This is a genomic window from Streptococcus halotolerans, from assembly GCF_001598035.1.
GTDB lineage: Bacteria > Bacillota > Bacilli > Lactobacillales > Streptococcaceae > Streptococcus > Streptococcus halotolerans.
Genome location: NZ_CP014835.1, coordinates 1,859,801 through 1,881,256, shown reverse-complemented (window position 1 = coordinate 1,881,256; position 21,456 = coordinate 1,859,801). Strand labels below are relative to the sequence as shown.

21 protein-coding genes and 1 pseudogene are annotated in these 21,456 nt (G+C 39.8%); 4 read left to right on the top strand and 18 right to left on the bottom strand.

Annotated elements, in window-relative coordinates:
• Positions 1-50: 50 nt before the first annotated feature.
• Together A2G56_RS08605 and A2G56_RS08600 are read right to left on the bottom strand one after the other, a co-directional pair.
• Positions 51-638 carry a 3'-5' exonuclease gene (locus A2G56_RS08605; RefSeq protein WP_062711552.1) on the bottom strand — a complete coding sequence of 196 codons (588 nt, stop codon included), beginning with the start codon at positions 636-638 and terminating at the stop codon, positions 51-53.
• Between the two features lie 48 nt (positions 639-686).
• On the bottom strand, positions 687-1,229 hold the full coding sequence (locus A2G56_RS08600) for a DUF536 domain-containing protein (RefSeq protein ID WP_062711549.1): 543 nt from the start codon (positions 1,227-1,229) through the stop codon (positions 687-689).
• Between the two features lie 136 nt (positions 1,230-1,365).
• Between A2G56_RS08600 and aao the strand changes: the two genes are divergently transcribed.
• Both aao and rpsN read left to right on the top strand, forming a co-directional pair.
• Positions 1,366-2,538, top strand: coding sequence for an aminoacetone oxidase (gene aao, locus A2G56_RS08595; RefSeq protein ID WP_062711546.1), 1,173 nt, complete (start codon positions 1,366-1,368; stop codon positions 2,536-2,538).
• Between the two features lie 93 nt (positions 2,539-2,631).
• Positions 2,632-2,901, top strand: coding sequence for a 30S ribosomal protein S14 (rpsN, locus tag A2G56_RS08590; RefSeq protein ID WP_062711543.1), 270 nt, complete (start codon positions 2,632-2,634; stop codon positions 2,899-2,901).
• A 127-nt stretch (positions 2,902-3,028) separates the two neighbouring features.
• Here rpsN and A2G56_RS08585 read toward each other — a convergent pair whose 3' ends face one another.
• The 6 genes from A2G56_RS08585 to tsaB all read right to left on the bottom strand — a co-directional run bounded on the left by A2G56_RS08585 (position 3,029) and on the right by tsaB (position 7,332).
• Positions 3,029-4,054 (bottom strand): threonine aldolase family protein, encoded by a 1,026-nt coding sequence (locus tag A2G56_RS08585; protein WP_062711540.1) that lies wholly within the window; start codon positions 4,052-4,054, stop codon positions 3,029-3,031.
• A gap of 39 nt (positions 4,055-4,093) precedes the next feature.
• Complete coding sequence (locus A2G56_RS08580) at positions 4,094-4,417, bottom strand: AzlD domain-containing protein (RefSeq protein WP_062711537.1); 324 nt, start codon at positions 4,415-4,417, stop codon at positions 4,094-4,096.
• On the bottom strand, positions 4,407-5,105 hold the full coding sequence (locus A2G56_RS08575) for an AzlC family ABC transporter permease (RefSeq protein ID WP_062711534.1): 699 nt from the start codon (positions 5,103-5,105) through the stop codon (positions 4,407-4,409). Before A2G56_RS08575 ends, A2G56_RS08580 begins: the two co-directional genes overlap by 11 nt.
• An 88-nt stretch (positions 5,106-5,193) precedes the next feature.
• Positions 5,194-6,207: a tRNA (adenosine(37)-N6)-threonylcarbamoyltransferase complex transferase subunit TsaD gene (gene tsaD, locus A2G56_RS08570; RefSeq protein WP_062711531.1), complete on the bottom strand. Its 1,014-nt coding sequence runs from the start codon at positions 6,205-6,207 to the stop codon at positions 5,194-5,196.
• 20 nt (positions 6,208-6,227) lie between these two features.
• Positions 6,228-6,665 carry a ribosomal protein S18-alanine N-acetyltransferase gene (rimI, locus tag A2G56_RS08565; protein ID WP_062711528.1) on the bottom strand — a complete coding sequence of 146 codons (438 nt, stop codon included), beginning with the start codon at positions 6,663-6,665 and terminating at the stop codon, positions 6,228-6,230.
• A complete protein-coding gene (tsaB, locus tag A2G56_RS08560) occupies positions 6,643-7,332 on the bottom strand; it encodes a tRNA (adenosine(37)-N6)-threonylcarbamoyltransferase complex dimerization subunit type 1 TsaB (RefSeq protein ID WP_062711525.1) in 690 nt (229 codons plus the stop codon). Before tsaB ends, rimI begins: the two co-directional genes overlap by 23 nt.
• Positions 7,333-7,568: 236 nt before the next feature.
• Between tsaB and A2G56_RS08555 the strand changes: the two genes are divergently transcribed.
• Both A2G56_RS08555 and rnjA read left to right on the top strand, forming a co-directional pair.
• Positions 7,569-7,799, top strand: a complete 231-nt coding sequence (locus A2G56_RS08555) for a DNA-dependent RNA polymerase subunit epsilon (RefSeq protein ID WP_062711523.1) — start codon at positions 7,569-7,571, stop codon at positions 7,797-7,799.
• A 48-nt stretch (positions 7,800-7,847) separates the two neighbouring features.
• Positions 7,848-9,545 (top strand): ribonuclease J1, encoded by a 1,698-nt coding sequence (gene rnjA, locus A2G56_RS08550; RefSeq protein ID WP_062711521.1) that lies wholly within the window; start codon positions 7,848-7,850, stop codon positions 9,543-9,545.
• 86 nt (positions 9,546-9,631) lie between these two features.
• Here rnjA and A2G56_RS11020 read toward each other — a convergent pair.
• From A2G56_RS11020 to rpsL, 10 genes and pseudogenes are all read right to left on the bottom strand, one after another.
• Positions 9,632-10,045, bottom strand: a pseudogene (locus A2G56_RS11020) (CHAP domain-containing protein); the annotation flags it as partial.
• A gap of 805 nt (positions 10,046-10,850) precedes the next feature.
• Entirely contained in the window at positions 10,851-12,197 is a 1,347-nt protein-coding gene (glnA, locus tag A2G56_RS08540) for a type I glutamate--ammonia ligase (RefSeq protein ID WP_062711515.1), read from the bottom strand.
• A gap of 31 nt (positions 12,198-12,228) precedes the next feature.
• The gene (locus tag A2G56_RS08535; RefSeq protein WP_062711512.1) at positions 12,229-12,615 is read right to left on the bottom strand and encodes a MerR family transcriptional regulator; all 387 of its coding nucleotides are present in this window, start codon (positions 12,613-12,615) and stop codon (positions 12,229-12,231) included.
• 117 nt (positions 12,616-12,732) lie between these two features.
• The gene (locus tag A2G56_RS08530) at positions 12,733-13,248 is read right to left on the bottom strand and encodes an FUSC family protein (RefSeq protein WP_062711509.1); all 516 of its coding nucleotides are present in this window, start codon (positions 13,246-13,248) and stop codon (positions 12,733-12,735) included.
• Between the two features lie 339 nt (positions 13,249-13,587).
• Positions 13,588-14,784 (bottom strand): phosphoglycerate kinase, encoded by a 1,197-nt coding sequence (locus A2G56_RS08525; protein WP_062711506.1) that lies wholly within the window; start codon positions 14,782-14,784, stop codon positions 13,588-13,590.
• 815 nt (positions 14,785-15,599) lie between these two features.
• Complete coding sequence (locus tag A2G56_RS08520) at positions 15,600-16,271, bottom strand: GntR family transcriptional regulator (protein WP_237334444.1); 672 nt, start codon at positions 16,269-16,271, stop codon at positions 15,600-15,602.
• A 467-nt stretch (positions 16,272-16,738) separates the two neighbouring features.
• Entirely contained in the window at positions 16,739-17,749 is a 1,011-nt protein-coding gene (gene gap, locus A2G56_RS08515; RefSeq protein WP_062711500.1) for a type I glyceraldehyde-3-phosphate dehydrogenase, read from the bottom strand.
• A gap of 210 nt (positions 17,750-17,959) precedes the next feature.
• Complete coding sequence (gene fusA, locus A2G56_RS08510) at positions 17,960-20,038, bottom strand: elongation factor G (protein WP_062711497.1); 2,079 nt, start codon at positions 20,036-20,038, stop codon at positions 17,960-17,962.
• Between the two features lie 249 nt (positions 20,039-20,287).
• A complete protein-coding gene (gene rpsG, locus A2G56_RS08505; protein WP_062711494.1) occupies positions 20,288-20,758 on the bottom strand; it encodes a 30S ribosomal protein S7 in 471 nt (156 codons plus the stop codon).
• Positions 20,759-20,778: 20 nt separating this feature from the next.
• On the bottom strand, positions 20,779-21,192 hold the full coding sequence (gene rpsL / locus A2G56_RS08500) for a 30S ribosomal protein S12 (protein WP_018366304.1): 414 nt from the start codon (positions 21,190-21,192) through the stop codon (positions 20,779-20,781).
• Positions 21,193-21,456: the final 264 nt, after the last annotated feature.

Sequence of the window (21,456 nt, the reverse complement as noted above, 5' to 3'; positions counted from 1 at the left end):
CAAGACCTAACCTAAGGTAATTTTTATCTTTTTTTAAAATAGCAGAGCCATTAATCAAAAAAACCACCCAAAGCAGCAAACGGATTATCACCATGACTTTCTTCCTGCTCTGATAAATAAGACTTGTTGCTATCCAACTCATAAAAGGCTTCATAAACACGCGCTGTCATTCTAGCGTCTTCAAGACTATCATGCCCCTTACCAGAAATACCTAAAAACTCGGCCACAGTCTGTAAACGTAAGTTGACAATCCCGTTAAGGTCCGTACTACGACGCTCAAAGGCTTCATCATAAAGATCAACCGCGTAACGATCCGATAAACCCAGACCATTTTCAGCTAAAATCGGTAGATCTGACTTGTGGGCATTGTAACCCACAAGAGAAAATCCGTCAACAAAAGCTAAAAAATCAGCTAGTACCTTGTCTAACTTAGGCGCCTGAGTGATTTTATCAGCCGTAATCCCCGTCAAGCCATTGATAAAACTTTGCAAGGGAACATCGCTATAAACATAACTATCAAAATGGTCAATTTCCTCATGATTGACAAACTTGACTGCTGATACTTGAATGATATGACTGACCTCATTCACTGTATTAAATTCTAAATCAAATGCCACATATTGGTTTAAATTTTCCATTATTTCTCTTCCTCTTCTTCTAAAAAAAGACCCTGACGGGTCATTAGGTTATCTATTTTTTTTAAACATACGAGTAAACAGCCCTTTTTTAACAGCTTCTTCATGTTTTTCTTGAATTTCTTGCGCTTCCGTTCGAGCTTGGTTAGCCTCTTCTTTGGCTTCTTCCAATTCTAATTTTAAGGTTTCTTTATCCTGCATAGCTGTTAAAGTCAACTGCTGTTGCTGATCGATCTGCTTATCTTTCTCAGCAATCTGAACATCTTTGACACGCATTTGTTCATCTTTAGCAGCAATCTGAGCATCTTTAGCCTTCAACTGCTCATAAAGACGGGTGATTTCAGAATTCTTCTCATCAACCAGAAGCTCTAAAACCTCGCGTTGCTTTGTTTCTTCATCAATAGGATCATCTTCAAAAATGGTCTTTTTGTAGATTTCCTCCAATTTAATAAGTCCCTTGCGGTTGACAACCGTAACCCCTTTTTCATTTTTTTCGATGTCTTCTTCAGGAAGTGTCTTGATACGATTGTTAACCGCTTGACGACTAACGCCCAAAATTTCAGCTAATTCACTGACAGTCTTTTCAATAGCCATCTTACCCTCTTTTTACTGATTTTTCTTATAAAAATAGTAACACAAAGGCTTTTTGATGTCAATTTATCCTTGGCTAAGCACTTTGCAAAAGTCCTTTCTAACGATTTACTGTCTAAAATTATGCTAAAATAAGGATATGACACATTTTGATACTATTATTATTGGTGGGGGGCCTGCTGGTATGATGGCGACCATCTCTAGCGCCTTTCATGGTAAAAAAGCCCTCTTACTAGAAAAAAATCGCCGTCTTGGTAAAAAATTAGCTGGCACAGGGGGTGGCCGTTGCAATGTCACCAATAGCGGAACCCTTGAGGATCTCATGGAAGGTATCCCTGGCAACGGACGCTTTCTTTATAGCGTCTTCTCTCAGTTTGACAACCATGACATCATCGCTTTCTTTGAAGATAACGGTGTCAAACTAAAAGAAGAAGATCACGGACGCATGTTTCCTACTACGGACAAATCACGTACCATTATCCAAGCTTTGGAAACTAAAATTCTAGAACTAGGTGGCCAAATCAAAACTCAGTTTGAAGTCGTTTCGGTTAAGAAAAATGACTCTGTTTTCATTGTCAAATCTATCGATACCGAATTCACCTGTGACCAATTGATTGTGACTACCGGAGGAAAAGCCTATCCTTCGACTGGTTCGACTGGTTTTGGGCACGATATCGCTCGTCATTTCAAGCTGGAAGTTACCGAAATTGAGGCCGCCGAAAGCCCACTTTTGACCGATTTCCCTCATAAACCCTTACAGGGCATTTCCCTTGATGACATCACCCTCTCTTATGACAAGCATGTGATTACCCATGATTTGCTCTTTACCCACTTTGGTCTGTCTGGACCTGCTGCCTTACGCATGTCTTCTTTTGTTCGTGGCGGTGAAATCCTCTCACTGGATGTGCTCCCCAAAATGACAAGAGAAGAAATCAACCAGTATCTCACAGAAAATCGTAACAAGTCGATTAAAAATGGTCTCAAACCCCTTATTCCTGAACGTCTAGCTGACTTTTTCTCAGAAGGATTGCCCGAAAAAATCAAACAAATGGATCCTAAACAAACCGAAAGTTTAGTGGACAAACTCAAGATAACCCAGATTCCTGTCACTGGTAAGATGAATCTAACCAAGTCCTTTGTAACTAAGGGAGGCGTCGATCTGAAAGAAATCAACCCTAAAACCCTCGAAAGTAAAAAAGTTCCTGGACTGCACTTTGCTGGTGAAGTCTTAGACATCAATGCCCACACAGGTGGCTTTAATATCACTTCTGCCCTTTGTTCTGGCTGGGTAGCTGGTGCCCTGCATTATTAAATCCTAAAAAGTAACAAGTTTTCCTTGCTACTTTTTTTATTTTTTGATAGACTTTAATAGTTAACCAGTTAAGCAAAATAACAGGAGGTCAATATGGCAAAGAAATCTAAAATAGCTCGTTACGAAAAACAATTACAATTAATTGAGCAATACGCTGACTTACGCCGTGAGTTAAAAGCAAAAGGTGATTACGAAGCTCTTCGCAAATTACCTCGTGATTCAAACCCAAATCGTTTGAAAAATCGTGATAAAATCGATGGTCGTCCACACGCTTATATGCGTAAATTTGGTGTCAGCCGGATTAACTTCCGTCAATTAGCTCACAAAGGACAACTTCCAGGTGTCAAAAAAGCCAGCTGGTAATTTTTAGCCGATGATGCGTTGTTAACTGCATGTCCTCTATGATGCAGTTATTCTTATCATCTTAGCATATTAAAGTTTTTATCACCAAAAAGGTGTCGAGCTAGTAATCGACACCTTTTTGAGTACCTTATAAGATTGCTTTTAAAGCATCCATATCTTCTTGCTTCGTTGACCAGCTTGTCACAAAACGAACCACAGTATGATGCTCATCATATTTTTCCCAGAGACTCACAACTACTTTTTCTTGTAGTTCTTTTAACCTTTTATTTTCGATAATAACGAACTGTTGATTGGTTGGACTTTCCAAATAAAAGCGATAGCCTTTTTCCTTGAGAATTGTTTTTAATTGCTCAGCAAAGTGTAAAGCTTGTTGGCCAATCTTCAGGTATAAATCATCTGTAAAGAATTGTTCAAACTGAAGACCAACTAAACGTCCTTTAGCTAAGAGTGCACCGTGCTGTTTCACCATGGTTGGAAAATGCTTAGGCATATTAGCCTTCGTATAAATCAAGGCTTCTCCAATTAGGGCGCCAAGTTTCGTCCCACCGATATAAAAAACATCACAAAGTTCAGCAATATCTTTCAGAGTGACATCATTATCCCGAGCAGCCAGTCCATATCCAAGACGGGCACCATCGAGGAAAAGCGGAATATCGTATTGGCGACAGACAGAAGCCAAGGCAGTTAGTTCCTTCTTGCTATAAAGTGTCCCATACTCCGTCGGATGGGTGATATAGACCATCCCCGGAAAAACCATGTGCTCAAAGGTATCCTCATTGTAAAAAGTCTCCAAATATTCTGATACGGCTTTGGCAGAAATTTTGCCTGCTTGCTGGGGTAGCGTTATAACTTTATGGCCAACAAATTCGATAGCTCCTGCTTCATGCGTCGCAATGTGTCCCGTATCTGCTGAGATCACACCCTCGTAAGATTTCAATAAACTAGCAATCGCTACTTGATTGGTTTGTGTGCCACCCGCTAAGAATTGCACTTGAGCATGGGGACAATCAATAGCCTGACGAATATTTTTTATAGCCTGATCTGTGTAATCATCAAAGCCATAGCCTGCTTGATTGACTTCATTAGTATCGACAATGGCCCTTAACAGTTTTGGATGAACACCTTCATTATAATCATTTTCAAAATGTAACATAGGAACCTCTTTTCTTACCAAAATTGTACTAAAATTCTCTTAGAATACCAAGCGTAACACAGCTATGGTGACAATTCCTGTCAAAACCGACAGCAACATATTTTGGTGCTTAGTGGCCACCCAAAAGGTCGGTATCACCGCTAATATGTCCAACCAGTTGAATTGTGGCAACTGGCCTCTTTGTCCCTTAACTAAACTAGATAGGGTCAAGGCAAAAATAATGCTAATCGGTAGGTAATTAAGGAAACGAATCAGCGGTTCTGGAAGTCCTTTATACTTTGTCAAAATAAACGGGAAGACTCTAGGAATCCAGGTAACGAGTGCACCAAGGAATATCCCCAATAAAATGGTCTTAGTTGTCATCAATTCTCACCCCCACTGCACATCCCGCTAAGGTTGCTACTAAAACAGCCATGGAGTCTGAAAGAACGATGGTCAAAAGCAAATACGATACTGCAACAGCACCTAGAATCATTGCTATCTTCTGCCCCCCTAACCAGCGAAGCATCCCCGTCAGCTGACTCGCAAAAATAGACACAAACATAGCTACTAAAGCAAAATCTAACCCTAGAGACACAGGATTTGGAATATAAGAACCAACAAGCGCCCCACAGACAACTGCCAAAACCCAGCTTAAATAAGCCATAATATTATTGCCATGCATCCAAGACGTTGAAATGGTTTTCTGGTGGGCTTGCTCATTTAGTAAAACACCATAACTTTCATCTGTTAGCAAGGTTCCGATACCAATGCCTTGAACCAAAGAAACCTTTTTAAAGATGGTTGTCACATGCAGACTCATCAAAAGATGACGCAAATTGATTAAAAAAATCGTCAGTGTTAAGGTAACTAGGCTAGCGTTGGCTAAGACCAGTGCAGCAAAGGCAAATTGTGATGATCCTGCATAAATAAGAAGACTCATCAACCCCATTTCCCAAGTCGTCAACCCACTACTAGAACCGACAACGCCGCAAGCAAGGCCAATAGAGACATAGCCAACAGCCGTAGGCAGGGAGGCTCTTACTCCTCTAAAAAATTCTCTACTATCCATAAGCCTCCTTCATCTCTGTCTTTAATTTTCAGAATATTTTTTGATTATAACAAAAACACAACTTGAACTCAAGCTGTGTTGATAGGCTCTAAACTTCATAAACTGGAAAGGCTAGGCTGGGTTTAGCATTTAAATCAAGCTCAGCGGTGTGGTCTAACTCATATTCAATCGCCGCAGCAAAAGCAATCATTCCAGCATTATCTCCACAAAGGCGCAATGGAGGAATGATAACATCTACATCCTTTATTTCTTCCGACAGGCGCTCACGTAGCCCCGCATTGGCAGCAACGCCACCAGCAACCACTAAGGTTTCAACAGGATACCGTTCCAAAGCTTTTTTGGTTTTGGCTAGAAGAACATCCATAACAGAAGCTTGGAAGGAGGCGCATAGGTCTTCCAAGACCAAGTCTTCTCCTTTTTGAGCTGCATTGTGGTGCAGATTGATAAAGGCAGACTTCAAACCAGAAAATGAAAACTCTAAGTGGTCTTCCTTGATCATAGCCCTTGGAAAATGATACACGTCTTTGCCTTTATGGGCTAGTTGGTCAATTTCACGTCCTGCTGGATAAGTCAGTCCCATGACACGTCCAACCTTGTCATAAGCTTCACCGACCGCATCATCGCGAGTTTCACCGACAATATGATACTGGCCTGGTGCCGATACGTAGACAAGCTCCGTATGTCCACCTGATACCAAAAGCGCCATCAGTGGATAGGTTAGTTCTTTTTGTTCACGCGCTGCCATCAGATGACCAGCCATATGATTAACAGGGATTAAGGGCAGACCATGTGCCCAAGCAAAGGCTTTAGCAGCTGATACCCCAACAAGTAGAGCTCCAACAAGTCCTGGTCCATAAGTCACTGCTACTGCCGATAAGTCCTTAGCTTTAACCCCAGCTTCCACTAAAGCATCTTCAATACAAGTCGTAATCACTTCGACATGGTGACGACTGGCTACCTCAGGAACCACACCTCCAAAACGCTTATGACTCTCTACTTGACTGGCAATAATATTACTCAACAACTCTGATTCATTTTTTAGAACAGCCACACTAGTCTCATCACAAGAACTCTCAATGGCTAAAATATAGCGATCAGACATATTAACTCCTTCTCCTAACACTACCTTGCTTCCCGTTTCATTAATACAGCATCTTCTGTGGGGCGATGATAATAATTCTTTCGATAACCTACCTTCTTAAAGCCAAATTGCTGATAAAGGTTTTGAGCTTTTTTATTAGACGTTCTAACTTCCAAAAAAATAGGCTCGTCCATGGCTTCTAAATTTGCCATTAATTGTTTGGACAAGCCTCTTCCTTGATAAGATGGCAATACAGCAATATTGGTTAACTCCATCTCTCCAAAAAGCCCTTGAAGAGCCAAAAAACCAATAATCTGATCATTCTCAGACAGAAAAAAATAGTCCGTATTATTTTGATTATAATCAGCCAGAATCTGCTGCCTAGACCAGGGTGACTGACCATAGGCATCCTCTAAGATCTTAAATATCCCCTCAATAAGCTGATCTTTTGAGAGGTTAGACCCGTTTGATATAGTCATCTCTATTACCCGCTTGATTATCTTTTAACCAAATTTCTTCCGCTTCTACCTTTTTCAAGTAATTGGGCAAGAAAGCATCAACATCAGCACTCGGCAAGTTCAAGGCTAATTTTCCAATCTCATAAGCTGATGGAAGACTAGCTTCATAAGTAGCCTCTGGAAAATCCGTCGCAATCGTCTCCACAAAAGCATCCACTTCTCCAACGAAACAAACATGATCATAAGATTTAGCTTGCTCGATAATCTCATCTATATTGGCATAATGATCCTCTGCTATAGGGTGTCCATTTTGATAGAAACCAACATAGGCATGCTGACGTCGAGCATCTATGAGTGGTACTAACACAGCAGATGAAGTCACTGGTAAGGCTAAAGCCTGCAAACTAGACACGCCTACCAAATCAATTTTGAGACTATAAGCCAGAGTTTTAGCTGTTGCTACCGCCACGCGAAGACCCGTATAGGAACCTGGTCCCTGTGCCACTGCAATACGATCCAAATCAGCAGGTTGCCAACCAACTTGTTGCATAAGAAAATCAATCACTGGCATCAAGCTGATGCTATGATTTTTCTTAACGGTAAGACACGTCTCTGCCTGTAATTGTTCACCTTCTAAAAGCGCTACTGCCAAAGTTTGGTTTGAGGTATCAAATGCTAAAACTTTCATGAGAACTTCCTTCTTGTTTAACTATTCCTTTATTATATCACATTTAAAAACAGCCTAGTCCTGGAAAGTTTTCTCATCAATGTTTTTACTATACCTTGCCTTTATGGTATAATTTAAGATAATTGTAACGATATCACGGTTAACGCATGACACAGACATCAACACATTGAGTCAACCTAACCAGACAGGTTGTCTTCTTTTATTGTCAGCCATTGACCAAACCAGAAAGGAATTTTATGATTTACAAAATTTTCTACCAAGAAACAAAAGAACGTAACCCACGTCGTGAAACCACGCAATCACTTTATGTTGACATCGATGCTAAAGAGGAGTTAGAAGGCCGTATCAAAGCTCGTAAACTCATTGAAGAAAATACCGCTTTTAACATCGAACATATCGACTTATTATCAGATAAACACCTTGAATACGAAAAAGAAAAAGGTGTTTTCAAACTCACAACATTCTAATCCAAACTAGATAGAAAGGACTGACGTTAACAGAAACGTCAAGAAACTATGTCAAATATCAATCTAAAACCCGAAGAAGTTGGGGTCTATGCGATTGGTGGTTTGGGAGAAATTGGAAAAAACACCTATGGAATTGAGTATCAAGATGAAATCATCATTGTTGATGCCGGTATTAAATTCCCTGAAGACGATCTGCTAGGGATTGATTATGTCATCCCTGATTATTCATACATCGTTGAAAACCTTGACCGTGTCAAAGCACTGGTCATCACACATGGTCACGAAGACCATATCGGTGGTATTCCCTTCCTTCTCAAACAGGCCAATATACCTATTTACGCTGGACCTCTCGCCCTTGCCCTAATCCGTGGCAAACTTGAAGAACACGGACTATTGAGAGATGCTGAGTTATTTGAAATTAATCATAATACTGAGCTAACTTTTAAAAACCTTAGCGTTACTTTCTTCCGTACCACCCACTCTATTCCAGAACCCTTAGGAATTGTTATTCACACTCCTCAAGGGAAAATTGTCTGTACCGGAGATTTCAAGTTTGACTTTACACCTGTTGGTGAGCCTGCTGACTTACACCGAATGGCAGCCCTTGGTGAAGAAGGCGTTCTGTGTCTCCTCTCTGACTCTACCAATGCAGAAGTCCCTACTTTTACTAACTCAGAAAAAGTAGTTGGTCAATCTATCATGAAACTCATTGAAGGCATTGACGGACGTATTATCTTTGCATCCTTTGCTTCAAATATCTTCCGTTTACAACAAGCTGCTGAAGCTGCTGTGAAAACAGGACGTAAGATTGTTGTCTTTGGACGTTCAATGGAAAAAGCTATCGTAAACGGTGTTGAACTTGGTTACATCAAGGTTCCAAAAGGAACTATTATTGAGCCTAGCGAAATGAAAAACTATCATGCTAGTGAAATCCTTATCATGTGTACAGGTTCTCAAGGTGAGCCAATGGCTGCTCTTGCCCGCATTGCAAACGGTATGCACCGCCAAGTAACCTTGCAACCTGGCGATACTGTGATCTTCTCATCAAGCCCAATCCCTGGTAACACAACCAGCGTTAACAAGTTGATCAATACCATTCAAGAAGCTGGTGTTGAAGTTATCCATGGTAAGATTAATAATATCCATACTTCTGGACACGGTGGTCAACAAGAGCAAAAACTCATGCTCCGCTTGATAAAACCCAAATACTTCATGCCCGTTCACGGAGAGTACCGTATGCAAAAAGTCCATGCTGGACTTGCTATTGATACCGGTGTTCCGAAAGACAACATCTTCATCATGGAAAACGGTGATGTCCTAGCTCTAACCAAAGACTCTGCTCGCCGCGCTGGTCACTTCAACGCGCAAGACATCTACGTTGATGGTAATGGCATTGGTGATATAGGCGCTGCTGTTCTTCGTGACCGTAAAGATTTATCAGAGGATGGAGTTGTACTTGCCGTTGCAACTGTTGATTTCAAATCCAAAATGATTCTTGCTGGTCCAGATATCCTCAGTCGAGGTTTTATCTATATGCGTGAATCAGGAGACCTTATCCGTGAATGCCAACGTGTTTTGTTCAATGCTATTCGGATTGCTCTTAAAAACAAAGAAGCTAGTATCCAGTCTGTTAATGGTGCCATTGTCAACGCTATCCGTCCTTTCCTATACGAAAAGACCGAGCGTGAACCAATCATCATTCCCATGATCCTGACCCCTGATAAAGAAAATAAAAATCATAAATAGATAAGAATCAGTTAGCTTGGCTAGCTGATTTTTTCGACCAAAAAAGCCAGGCAACCGCCTAGCTTTTACAATAGGATAATCTGTTATTAGACATTAGGATAAATATAAGACACTGTTCCTGGGGTACCACTTGCTAATGGATTAAACCATCCCCGATAGTTCCCAACAGCTTGGTTCCCATTATAATTAGCTTCCATCACTTGAATTTGACCATCAGCTGCCACATCCGTGACATAGGCCACGTGACCATAACCACCGTCAGTCCAAACCATTAGTGCACCCACTTGTGGTGTTGAACCCGTAGCAAATCCTGCTATTGAGGCACTTACTGTCCAATCACCACCATTTCCCCAGTTGCTACCAGCCCAAGGTGCCAAAGTTTTGGCTCCCCAAGTACATTGCCCAACTGGATAGCCATTTGAGCTTATTGTCGATACTGGCACATAACTGGCTGCTGGTTGACTTCCCCATGCAGCATCTTGATATTGATCCCCATAATTCTGATAGCTGTAATCATAAGAATAATGATAAGCGTATTGGTCAGCACTAACAGTACCACTGGTCATTAAAGATAATCCAGAAGCTGCTACGAGACCTAAGGTTGCAAAAACAGTTTTTGATGTCATATTAAAAATTTCCTTTCATTATCAGACTTGTCTATCTTACCGAAGAAATATGACATGCTATTGACGATGACATGACATTCATCACACTCAAGTTGCAAATAAGCTTTCTTTAAGTTTTCTAAAAAATAGCCCGTTACTTTCTTAGTCGTAACATTAATAGCATCTCAATCAAAAAAGCCTACCATCATTACACATAACACCACTGAAAACTCAGAAGCTTAGGGATACCGCTATTAACCACCCTAATGAAGGCATCAAAGTCATCCTGCTAAACCTCAAGGAAGCTAAGCTTTAAAATGGCTTACCACGCTATTATAGACAATCACTGTTGCGACTTCATTTCCTTTCTTGGCTTATTAAAAATGTCCCACAGACATTCCAAAACGTAAACAAACCTTCTCTAACAGAGAAATAGCGAGGAAATAACCTTATATAGTCTTTTGAATTAAGGTTGAGACATCGTCGCTTTCGCCTTGCCCTACTCAAGTACTGTCCGCATCTCAGTTCTTTGTCTCAAAGTTAATTCATTTGACTATATTCTAAAATAAAAAATCTCTTAAAAGTATTGATATGGCAGTACTTCTAAGAGATTTTTTAGATTCCAGGATAAAGAAAAAAGGTTGAAGAAAATTGTCCAAAATGAACATTTTCTTCAACCTGAAACGACCAGCAGACGTTTTTAATATAAATCTAAATAATTATCAATTTCCCATTGTGACACAAAGGTAGCATAGCTCGCCCATTCAAGGCGTTTTGCTTCAACAAAGTTGGTTGTAATATGTTCACCAAGCGCTGCCTTAACAACTTCATCTTCCTGCAAAGCTTTAATCGCATTGTGCAGCGTTGAAGGAAGATCGCTAATTCCCGCTGCTTTACGCTCATCAGCGGACATAGCATAAATGTTAGATTCAACAGGTGTTGGTGCTTCAATCTTATTTTTAACACCATCTAAACCAGACTCAAGCAATACTGCCATAGCTAGATAAGGGTTCGCCGTTGGGTCAACAGAACGTAATTCCAACCGTGTACTCATGCCACGAGAAGCAGGAACGCGAATGAGGGGAGAGCGGTTACGGCCTGCCCAAGCGATGTAAACAGGAGCCTCATAACCAGGAACCAAACGCTTATATGAATTAACCGTCGGATTCATAATAGCTGTGTAATTATAAGCGTGCTTCATCAAGCCACCGAGAAAATGATAAGCCGTCTCAGACAACTGCATACCATTCTTATCTTCAGGATCGTAAAAAGCATTCTGACCCTCTTTATCAAAGAGAGACATATTGCAATGCATCCCAGAGCCCGCGATGCCAAATTTCGGTTTCGCCATAAAAGTCGCATACAAACCGTGTTTCCGAGCAATCGTTTTAACAACCAACTTAAACATTTGGATATTATCACAAGCTTCTAAGACATCACCATATTTAAAGTCAATTTCATGTTGACCAACAGCAACTTCGTGGTGACTAGCCTCAACTTCAAAACCCATTTCCGTCAAGACATTAACAATCTCACGACGAGTATTATCAGCCAAATCAGTTGGAGCTAGATCAAAGTATCCACCTTTATCATTGACATCAAGAGTAGGTTCGCCTTTATCATTCAGTTTGAAAAGGAAAAATTCTGGTTCAGGACCCAAATTAAATGATTTGAAACCAACTTCTTCCATGTGTTCCAATGAACGTTTCAAATTACCACGAGGGTCACCAGCAAATGGTTGGCCTTCTGACGTGTAAATATCACAAATCAAACCAGCTACAGCACCATTTTCATCCCCCCAGGGGAAAACAGTCCATGTATCAAGGTCAGGGTATAGGTACATGTCAGATTCATTGATACGCACAAATCCTTCAATTGACGAGCCGTCAAACATCGCCTTATTGGATAAGACTTTTTCAACTTGCTCATCGGTCGCTGGGATTTCGACATTTTTCATGGTTCCCAAGATATCGGTAAACATCAAGCGTAAGAATGTAACATTTTTATCTTTGATATCTTGTTTGATATCAGCTACTGTAAGTGCCATTTGAGCTCCTTTTTAAGAATATGAGGCAGATTTATTTACGCATCATTCCAGATTGTAAATGATTTAAATGTGATGAAGGATTTTGAAATCCTCCTTGATTAAGAAGTTCATCATGAAGGATACGACGAACATCAGCATCAGTCAAAGATTTCTGCTTCGAGCGCTTGGCTTCTTGACGTTCCGCATATTCATGCTTTATGGCAGCAATATTTAATCCCTCGTCAATGAAATCCTTGATTTCCAGCAAACGGTCCATATCATTTAGGGAATACATGCGTCTGTTCCCAGGAGTTCTCTCAGGATCAATCAATCCTTGGTCTTCGTAGTAGCGAATCTGTCTAGCTGTTAAATCTGTCAATTTCATAACAGTCCCAATCGGGAAAACGGCCATTGTTCGTCTCAATTCTTTACCTTTCATGTGACCTCCTTTCCTGTACATTATATTCTGATAATTTATAGCTGTCAAGTGCTTATGTCACTTTTTCTGACATATAAAAATAAGGAGACAGACAACTAAATCTTACTCCTTACTAACCTAAAACTTCTTTTTAACTAGCCACTGACGAACTCTATCAACATCAGTATTAACTAAAATAGCAATGAAAACACCAATGAAAGTTTCAAAAATTCTTGAGAACACATAGAAAATCGTATCTCCCCGAGGAACAGACAAGGTGATAATGAGCAAGGCAGCTACACCACCAATAATGCCAGATTTATTATTACAAGCGACATTGATCATAATCGTCAACATGGTTAAAATGGGAACAAAAACAAGCATAACCCACGTATCAGCTCCTAATAATTCCCGTAAAAGATAATAAATTAAAGCAAAGATACCACCAACTGAATTGCCAAAAATGCGTGACATCCCAAAAGAAAAACTTTTATCAAAATTTTCTCTCAAACTAAAGACAGCAGTCAATGCGCCAATTTGAAGACCCTCCCAGCCAAATAAGCTAAACAATGCTAACACAAGAAAAACCGACAGACCCGTTTTAAAAGTTCGCATCCCCAAACGAAATTTCTTAGGATCAAAACGAAATTGCATCTTATTACCTCACTTCAATACTTATCTATTTTATCACAATTAATAGACTGAAACTCAACATTCCTCCTTAATTCCTTACCGTCTTAATATAAGTGTTACCCCTTTAGGCTTTGCAAACCTTCTTAAAAGCCTTGTAAGATCTAACTATACAATAGTCTTGAACACCTTTATTGTATCGCATTTAGAGTTTTTGGTATAACCTTCGATGCGCACCCGTATAGCAGCGAAAGTTTTTTATCTCGCTTCGAAGTTGGGAGACAGACGAAAGGTATTAAACAAGAAGAGAGTAGGAAAATCCGACTTTCCCACTCTCTTTTAGCATATTAAGTTAACAAAAACTTATTTTTCAGTAAGGGCATCAAGTCCTGGAAGTACTTTACCTTCTAGGAGTTCCATTGAGGCACCACCACCTGTTGAAATCCATGAGAATTTCTCTGCGCGACCTAGGTTGATTGCTGCAGCAGCTGAGTCACCACCACCAATGATTGATTTAACACCTGGTTGTTTAACGATAGCATCCATCACACCGATTGTACCAGCTTGGAAGTCAGGATTTTCAAAGACACCCATTGGTCCGTTCCAAACAACTGTTTTAGCACCTTCAAGAGCTTCTTCGAATTTAGCAATTGATTTAGGTCCGATATCAAGTCCAAGGAATCCTTCAGAAACAGCTTCACCATCAGTATCACGTACTTCAGTATAGTCTGCAAATGCATTGGCTTCTTTTGAATCAACTGGCAAGATCAATTTCCCATTTGATTTTTCAAGCAATTCTTTTGCAACTTCTAATTTATCTTCTTCTACAAGCGAGTTACCAATTTCGATACCTTGAGCTTTGTAGAATGTGTAAGTCATACCACCACCGATAAGAACTTTGTCAGCTTTATTAAGAAGATTTTCAATAACACCAATCTTATCTGAAACTTTTGAACCACCAAGAATAGCCACAAATGGACGTTCTGGAGTTTCAACTGCTTCTTGGATGTAGGCAATCTCATTTTCAAGAAGGTAACCAGCGACAGCTTTATCAACATTTGCTGAAATACCTACGTTTGACGCGTGTGCACGGTGAGCTGTACCGAAAGCATCATTAACAAAGATGCCATCACCGAGTGAAGCCCAGTAGCTACCGAGTTCAGGATCATTTTTAGATTCTTTCTTACCGTCAACGTCTTCAAAACGAGTATTTTCAACAAGAAGTACTTGTCCATCTTCAAGAGCATTGATAGCAGCTTCTAATTCAGCACCACGAGTAGCTCCTGGGAAAGCAACCTCTTGTCCAAGTTTTTCAGAAAGAGCTTTGGCAACAGGTGCTAATGATTTACCTTCTTTATCTGCTTCTTCTTTGACACGTCCAAGGTGAGAGAAAAGGATTGCACGTCCACCTTCTTCAACAATGTGCTTGATAGTTGGAAGAGCTGCTGTGATACGGTTATCGTTTGTGATAACGCCATCTTTCAAAGGCACGTTAAAGTCAACACGAACAAGGACTTTTTTACCCTTCAACTCAACATCTTTAAGCGTTAATTTAGCCATTAGTAAGACTCCTTATTAATTTTTTACAAAAACTATTATAACATAATTATTCCCAGAAACCCAAGATATGAAAGCAATAAATTAATTATTTCACATTTTTTTCAACATAAAAATCGCTTTTCATTCCAATAGCCATTAACAGATCAGTCTAGCTATCATTGTACTTAATACTAATAAACGATCAAAGGAAGATTAAAGCAATACCGTAACTAAAAAATCAGCCAAGAAATCGCCTGTGTACCATAAGTTTTCACAGGAATATCCTCTGAATTGCTCCAAGGTCATCCTAATGAAATTTGACTGATATTTGGATAGGTCTTTATTTGTCTGATTACTATTAGCAGCCATCCATCCACCATATCTGACCGCCATCAGTCACAAACTACCTAAATCCGAAAATTAGGTGCCACTATATTTCTAGTAACTATTCAGGCGCAACTAGAGGAATCAGCAGAGAAACACCCAATTAAAATCATTAGATATGCTCATATAAGATTGTTATGACAAAGACAATGCTAAATAGCTCTGACAAGAATGCCTTTCTTTGTATTGCTATTTCGCCCATTTGTTAATGTCCAACAATGTTAAAAAATATCTGATTGGTAAATGATTAAAACCAATCATAGCCAACTATTGCATCAACCGTCATATCAGCAGTTGACATAGTCACTAAAACGTCACCATTTCCTCGTATCAGCTTTTTCTCAACAGATTCTACAAATTCATCAATCAAACTACTAATGACTTAAAGCTCAGACACATGTTCTTTTCTAATCAACGTTTTAAAATGCACCTCTTTTCTTGCGAGGCTCTGCTCATTGTTTAAAAAGCACAGTCTCAAAATCAAAAATGTCTGGTAGATGGTGTGAGATAGCATATTCGAACACTTTACAATTATCTAAGCTCACGACCTGTTCAATCTGCATCAGATAGTCAGTTTCTACCAAATGCATCTTTTCTTGCTCCAATGCATTAGGACGAACACCTGTTACTTTTACAAAAGCGCTATGAACTTTACGACCCAAATTTTCATTAATATAACGGTAAACAGACGATTTTACATGTTCATATTTAAGATTAGGAATAACATCAAGAGGCATATAAGTGTACTCCATGATACTAGGTTGTTTATCAATGTGCCTCAATCTAATAATCTTATAAATAAAATCATCTTCATTGATAGATAATTTCTCTGCTACCTCTGCATCGGACCTGATGACATCAAAAGCCAGAACTTCAGTTTCTACCTTTTCGCCATAATCCTCTGTTGGCCCATTCAGGGTATAGATATGAGGCCTTTGAACTGACTTCCAATCTCGCACAAAAGTTCCAGCCCCTCGTCTTCGAATCAGGTAACCTTCTGCTACCAACATATCTAAAGCACGTTTCAAGGTCATTAAACTAACGTTAAATTCTTTTGCTAACGTCTTCCCATCAGGTAAGCTAGCATTTACTGGGTAAAATTCATCTTTGACTTTCTGACGAATCTGTGTTGCAATTTGTAAATATTTAGGTTCAATGTGTCCGATGATTAGTCACCCCCATTCTCTAATATATGCATGTTACTAATGATTTACTTGGTCACGACATCATCCCATACTCATCATGACTAATATTCTATGCCTATTTTAACACAATAGACTAGCTTCGAAAACTAATCCGGTGGAATATGTTGCTGTCAATATCAAAAGACCATACACCTATTACATCTAATAATCAAATCTTCGTAGCCCTTACTTTAAGTTTAAAATGGCAAGAACACTCCTTCTTACAAGAAAAGTAGCAAAATCTTTACCAACCTTTCTTAGAAGACATCGATGTTGTCGCATCATTAAATCAGTTACAAAAGTTTCAGCTAAGTCTTTTATACTGCTGTCTTTTACACCATTTGTAACACTAAGCTAGATGCAAAAAAAAGGAGGCAAGCCTCCTTTCTCTATTGATTAGAAATCAATTATTTAGCAATTTTTGCGAAGTACTCAAGAGTACGAACAAGTTGTGATGTGTATGACATTTCGTTGTCGTACCATGATACAACTTTAACTAATTGTTTACCATCAACTTCAAGTACTTTAGTTTGAGTTGCGTCAAACAATGAACCGTATGACATACCAACGATATCTGATGATACGATTGGATCTTCAGTATAGCCGTATGAATCATTTGCAGCTGATTTCATTGCAGCATTAACTTCTTCAACTGAAACGTTTTGTCCAAGAGTAACAACCAATTCAGTAACTGAACCTGTTGGAACTGGAACACGTTGTGCAGCACCGTCAAGTTTACCATTCAATTCTGGAATAACTAGACCGATAGCTTTTGCAGCACCTGTTGAGTTAGGAACAATGTTTGCTGCTGCTGCACGAGCACGACGTAGGTCACCACCACGGTGTGGTCCGTCAAGTACCATTTGGTCACCAGTGTAACCATGGATAGTTGTCATAAGACCTTTTTCGACGTTGAAGTTATCATGAAGAGCTTTTGCCATTGGTGCAAGACAGTTTGTAGTACATGAAGCACCTGAGATAACTGTTTCTGTACCATCAAGGATATCGTGGTTAGTGTTGAAAACAACTGTTTTAACATCGTTTCCACCAGGAGCTGTGATAACAACTTTTTTAGCACCATTTTCATGGATGTGTTGTTCAGCAGCTTCTTTTTTAGCGAAGAATCCAGTAGCTTCAAGTACGATTTCTACACCGTCATTTGCCCAGTCAATGTTTCCTGGTTCACGTTCTGCAGAAACTTTAATGAATTTACCATTTACTTCAAATCCACCGTCTTTAACTTCAACTGTTCCGTCGAAACGACCTTGAGTTGTGTCATATTTCAACAAGTGTGCAAGCATTGCTGGATCTGTAAGGTCGTTGATGCGTGCAACTTCAACACCTTCTACATTTTGGATACGACGGAATGCAAGACGTCCGATACGACCGAAACCGTTAATACCAACTTTAACTGTCATTTGTGATTTCCTCCTTATGAAAATCAATAAATAATTATGTTAGGGACTACTCCCTTAGCTATTGTGAAAATATTAACTAATATATATATCAGCTAACCTTTCAACATGATTATTGTATAATAATTTCTTCTAAATTGCAAATACAAGCTTTTTTCTGTAAAACAAAAGAGAACACCCGAGGGCATTCTCCAAGCACTTAACTGCTATGTATTATTCACCAGAATTTTTCTTGATGATTTCTTCTTGCACTGACTTAGGAACATCTTCATAGTGGTCAAATACCATCATGAATGTACCACGTCCTTGAGTTGCAGAACGAAGAGTTGTTGCATAACCAAACATTTCAGCAAGTGGAACATAGGCACGAACAATTTGGCTGTTACCATGAGCTTCCATACCATCTACACGTCCACGACGAGCTGTAACATGTCCCATAACATCTCCAAGGTTTTCTTCTGGAACTGTTACAGTAACTAACATCATAGGCTCAAGGATAGCAGGTTGCGCTGATTTAGCAGCTTCTTTAAGAGCAAGTGATGCAGCAATCTTGAAGGCTGTTTCAGATGAATCGACATCGTGGTATGAACCATCATAGAGTTTAGCTTTAACGTCAACCAATGGATAACCAGCAAGAACACCGTTTTCCATAGATTCTACAAGACCTTTTTCAACCGCTGGAACAAATTCACGAGGAACTACCCCACCAACGATAGCATTTTCAAACTCAAATCCTTTACCCTCTTCATTAGGTGTAAATTCAATCCAAACATCACCAAATTGACCTTTACCACCAGATTGACGTTTGAAGAATCCACGAGCTTGAGTAGAAGCACGGAATGTTTCACGGTATGATACTTGAGGCGCACCTACGTTCGCTTCAACTTTGAATTCGCGACGCATACGGTCAACAAGGACATCCAAGTGAAGCTCACCCATACCAGCAATAACTGTTTCCCCAGTTTCAACGTTTGTTTCAACGCGGAATGTTGGATCTTCTTCAGCAAGTTTTTGAAGGGCAATACCCATTTTATCTTGGTCAGCCTTAGATTTTGGCTCAACCATCAATTGGATAACTGGTTCTGGAATGTTGATTGATTCAAGAATAACTTTTGCTTTTTCATCAGTCAATGAATCACCAGTAGTTGTATCTTTCAAACCGACAGCGGCAGCGATATCACCAGCATAAACTGTTTCAATCTCTTGACGGCTGTTTGCATGCATTTGAAGGATACGTCCAATACGCTCACGCTTACCTTTTGAAGTATTCATGACGTATGAACCTGAGTTAAGAACACCAGAGTAAACACGGAAGAATGTCAAACGACCTACGAATGGATCAGTCATAATCTTGAAGGCAAGAGCTGCAAAAGGCTCTTCATCAGATGCTGGACGTTCTTCTTCAGCGTCTGTATCTGGATTTGTTCCTTTAATAGCTGGAATGTCAAGTGGGCTTGGAAGGTAGTTGATAACCGCATCAAGCATCAATTGAACACCTTTGTTTTTGAAGGCTGAACCACAAAGTACTGGGAAGAATTCAACGTTGATAGTCGCTTTACGAATACCAGCCATCAACTCTTCATTCGTAATTTCTTCACCTTCAAGGTATTTCATCATTAGATCTTCATCAGTCTCAGCAACTGCTTCAATCAATTTTTCACGGTATTCTTCAGCCTGCTCAAGGTAATCAGCTGGAATATCTTCTTCAAGAATATCTGTACCAAGGTCATTGGTATAGATTTCAGCTTTCATTTTGATCAAGTCGATGATTCCACGGAAATCATCTTCTGAACCGATTGGCAATTGAATTGGGTGTGCATTGGCTTGAAGACGATCATGAAGTGTGCTTACTGAGTAAAGGAAATCAGCACCGATTTTGTCCATTTTGTTAGCAAAAACGATACGAGGAACTCCATATTCAGTTGCTTGGCGCCAAACTGTTTCAGTTTGAGGTTCTACACCTGACTGAGAGTCAAGGACAGTTACTGCTCCATCAAGTACGCGAAGTGAACGTTGCACTTCAATTGTGAAGTCAACGTGTCCTGGCGTATCAATGATGTTAACACGGTGACCATCCCATTGTGCTGTTGTCGCAGCAGATGTGATTGTAATACCACGTTCTTGTTCTTGTTCCATCCAGTCCATTTGTGAAGCACCTTCGTGTGTTTCACCAATTTTGTGGATACGACCTGTATAATAAAGAATACGCTCTGTAGTAGTTGTTTTACCAGCATCAACGTGAGCCATGATACCGATATTACGAGTTTTTGCTAGTGAAAATTCGCGAGCCATTAGGTTTCTCCTATAAAATTTATTTTACCATATCATTATAGCACTATTTAAGAAAAACGGATAGGCAGGACCTACCCGTTAAGTGCTGTTTATTAGTTTAATTGAGTCGGGACCAAACATCCCTACATCTTAAGTCATTGAACTCAGACTAAACGCTAAACAAAAAAGATAAATCCTCCTAGAGTCCACAAACTCTTCGTCGCATTTTCTATTTCTGCTGTGCGTTTTAGATGTCTTCGTATCTTAATCTTACCAACGGAAGTGTGCAAAGGCACGGTTAGCTTCTGCCATTTTATGTGTATCTTCACGTTTCTTAACTGATGCACCAGTGTTGTTAGCAGCATCCATAATCTCTTTTGAAAGACGATCCTTCATAGTGTGTTCACCACGAGCACGTGATGCGTTAACCAACCAACGTAGGCCAAGTGTCACACGACGTTCTGGACGCACTTCAACTGGAACTTGGTAGTTTGAACCACCAACACGACGTGCACGTACTTCAAGTACAGGCATGATGTTGTTCATAGCTGTTTCAAACACTTCAAGAGCATCTGTTCCAGTAGTTTCTTTGATTTCTGCAAATGCATCATATACGATTGATGCTGCAGTACCACGTTTACCATCAAGCATTACACGGTTGATAAGACGTGTAACAATCTTTGAATTGTACAATGGATCTGGCAATACTTCGCGTTTTGGCGCTCTATTTTTACGACTCATTTTCTCTTATCCCCCTTCTATTACCCTTTAGGACGTTTAGCACCGTATTTAGAACGGCCTTGTTTACGATCAGCAACACCTGCTGTATCAAGCGCACCACGAACGATGTGATAACGTACCCCTGGAAGGTCTTTTACACGACCACCACGGATAAGAACAACGCTGTGTTCTTGCAAGTTATGACCAATACCAGGGATATAGGCAGTTACTTCAATAAGGTTGCTCAAACGTACACGAGCAAATTTACGAAGGGCTGAGTTAGGTTTTTTAGGTGTCATTGTTCCAACACGAGTTGCAACACCACGTTTTTGTGGTGCTGACAATTTAGTGTGGACTTTTTTGTGACTGTTGTAACCAATATTCAAAGCAGGTGAATCTGATTTTTCAACTTTAGATTTACGTGGTTTACGTACCAACTGGTTAATTGTAGGCATCTACATTTCTCCTGTAAAGATTTTATTTTTGGTTAAATAGAGCGATTGGTGACATCCTCTATTCTGTGTGTACTTTTGCAACATTTGTCAGCACGTCTCTGTACACTTTTGAGAGACCAAAAGTAAAAAGTACCGTTTATTATAATACCACAATACTTAGTCACCGTCAATTATTTTTCCTAAATTCTTTTTTGCATTGTAAAAGCGCCGCGTTGTAAAATGAAGTGCAACAGAAAAGACATGTTCCTCTGATATACTAAAGTC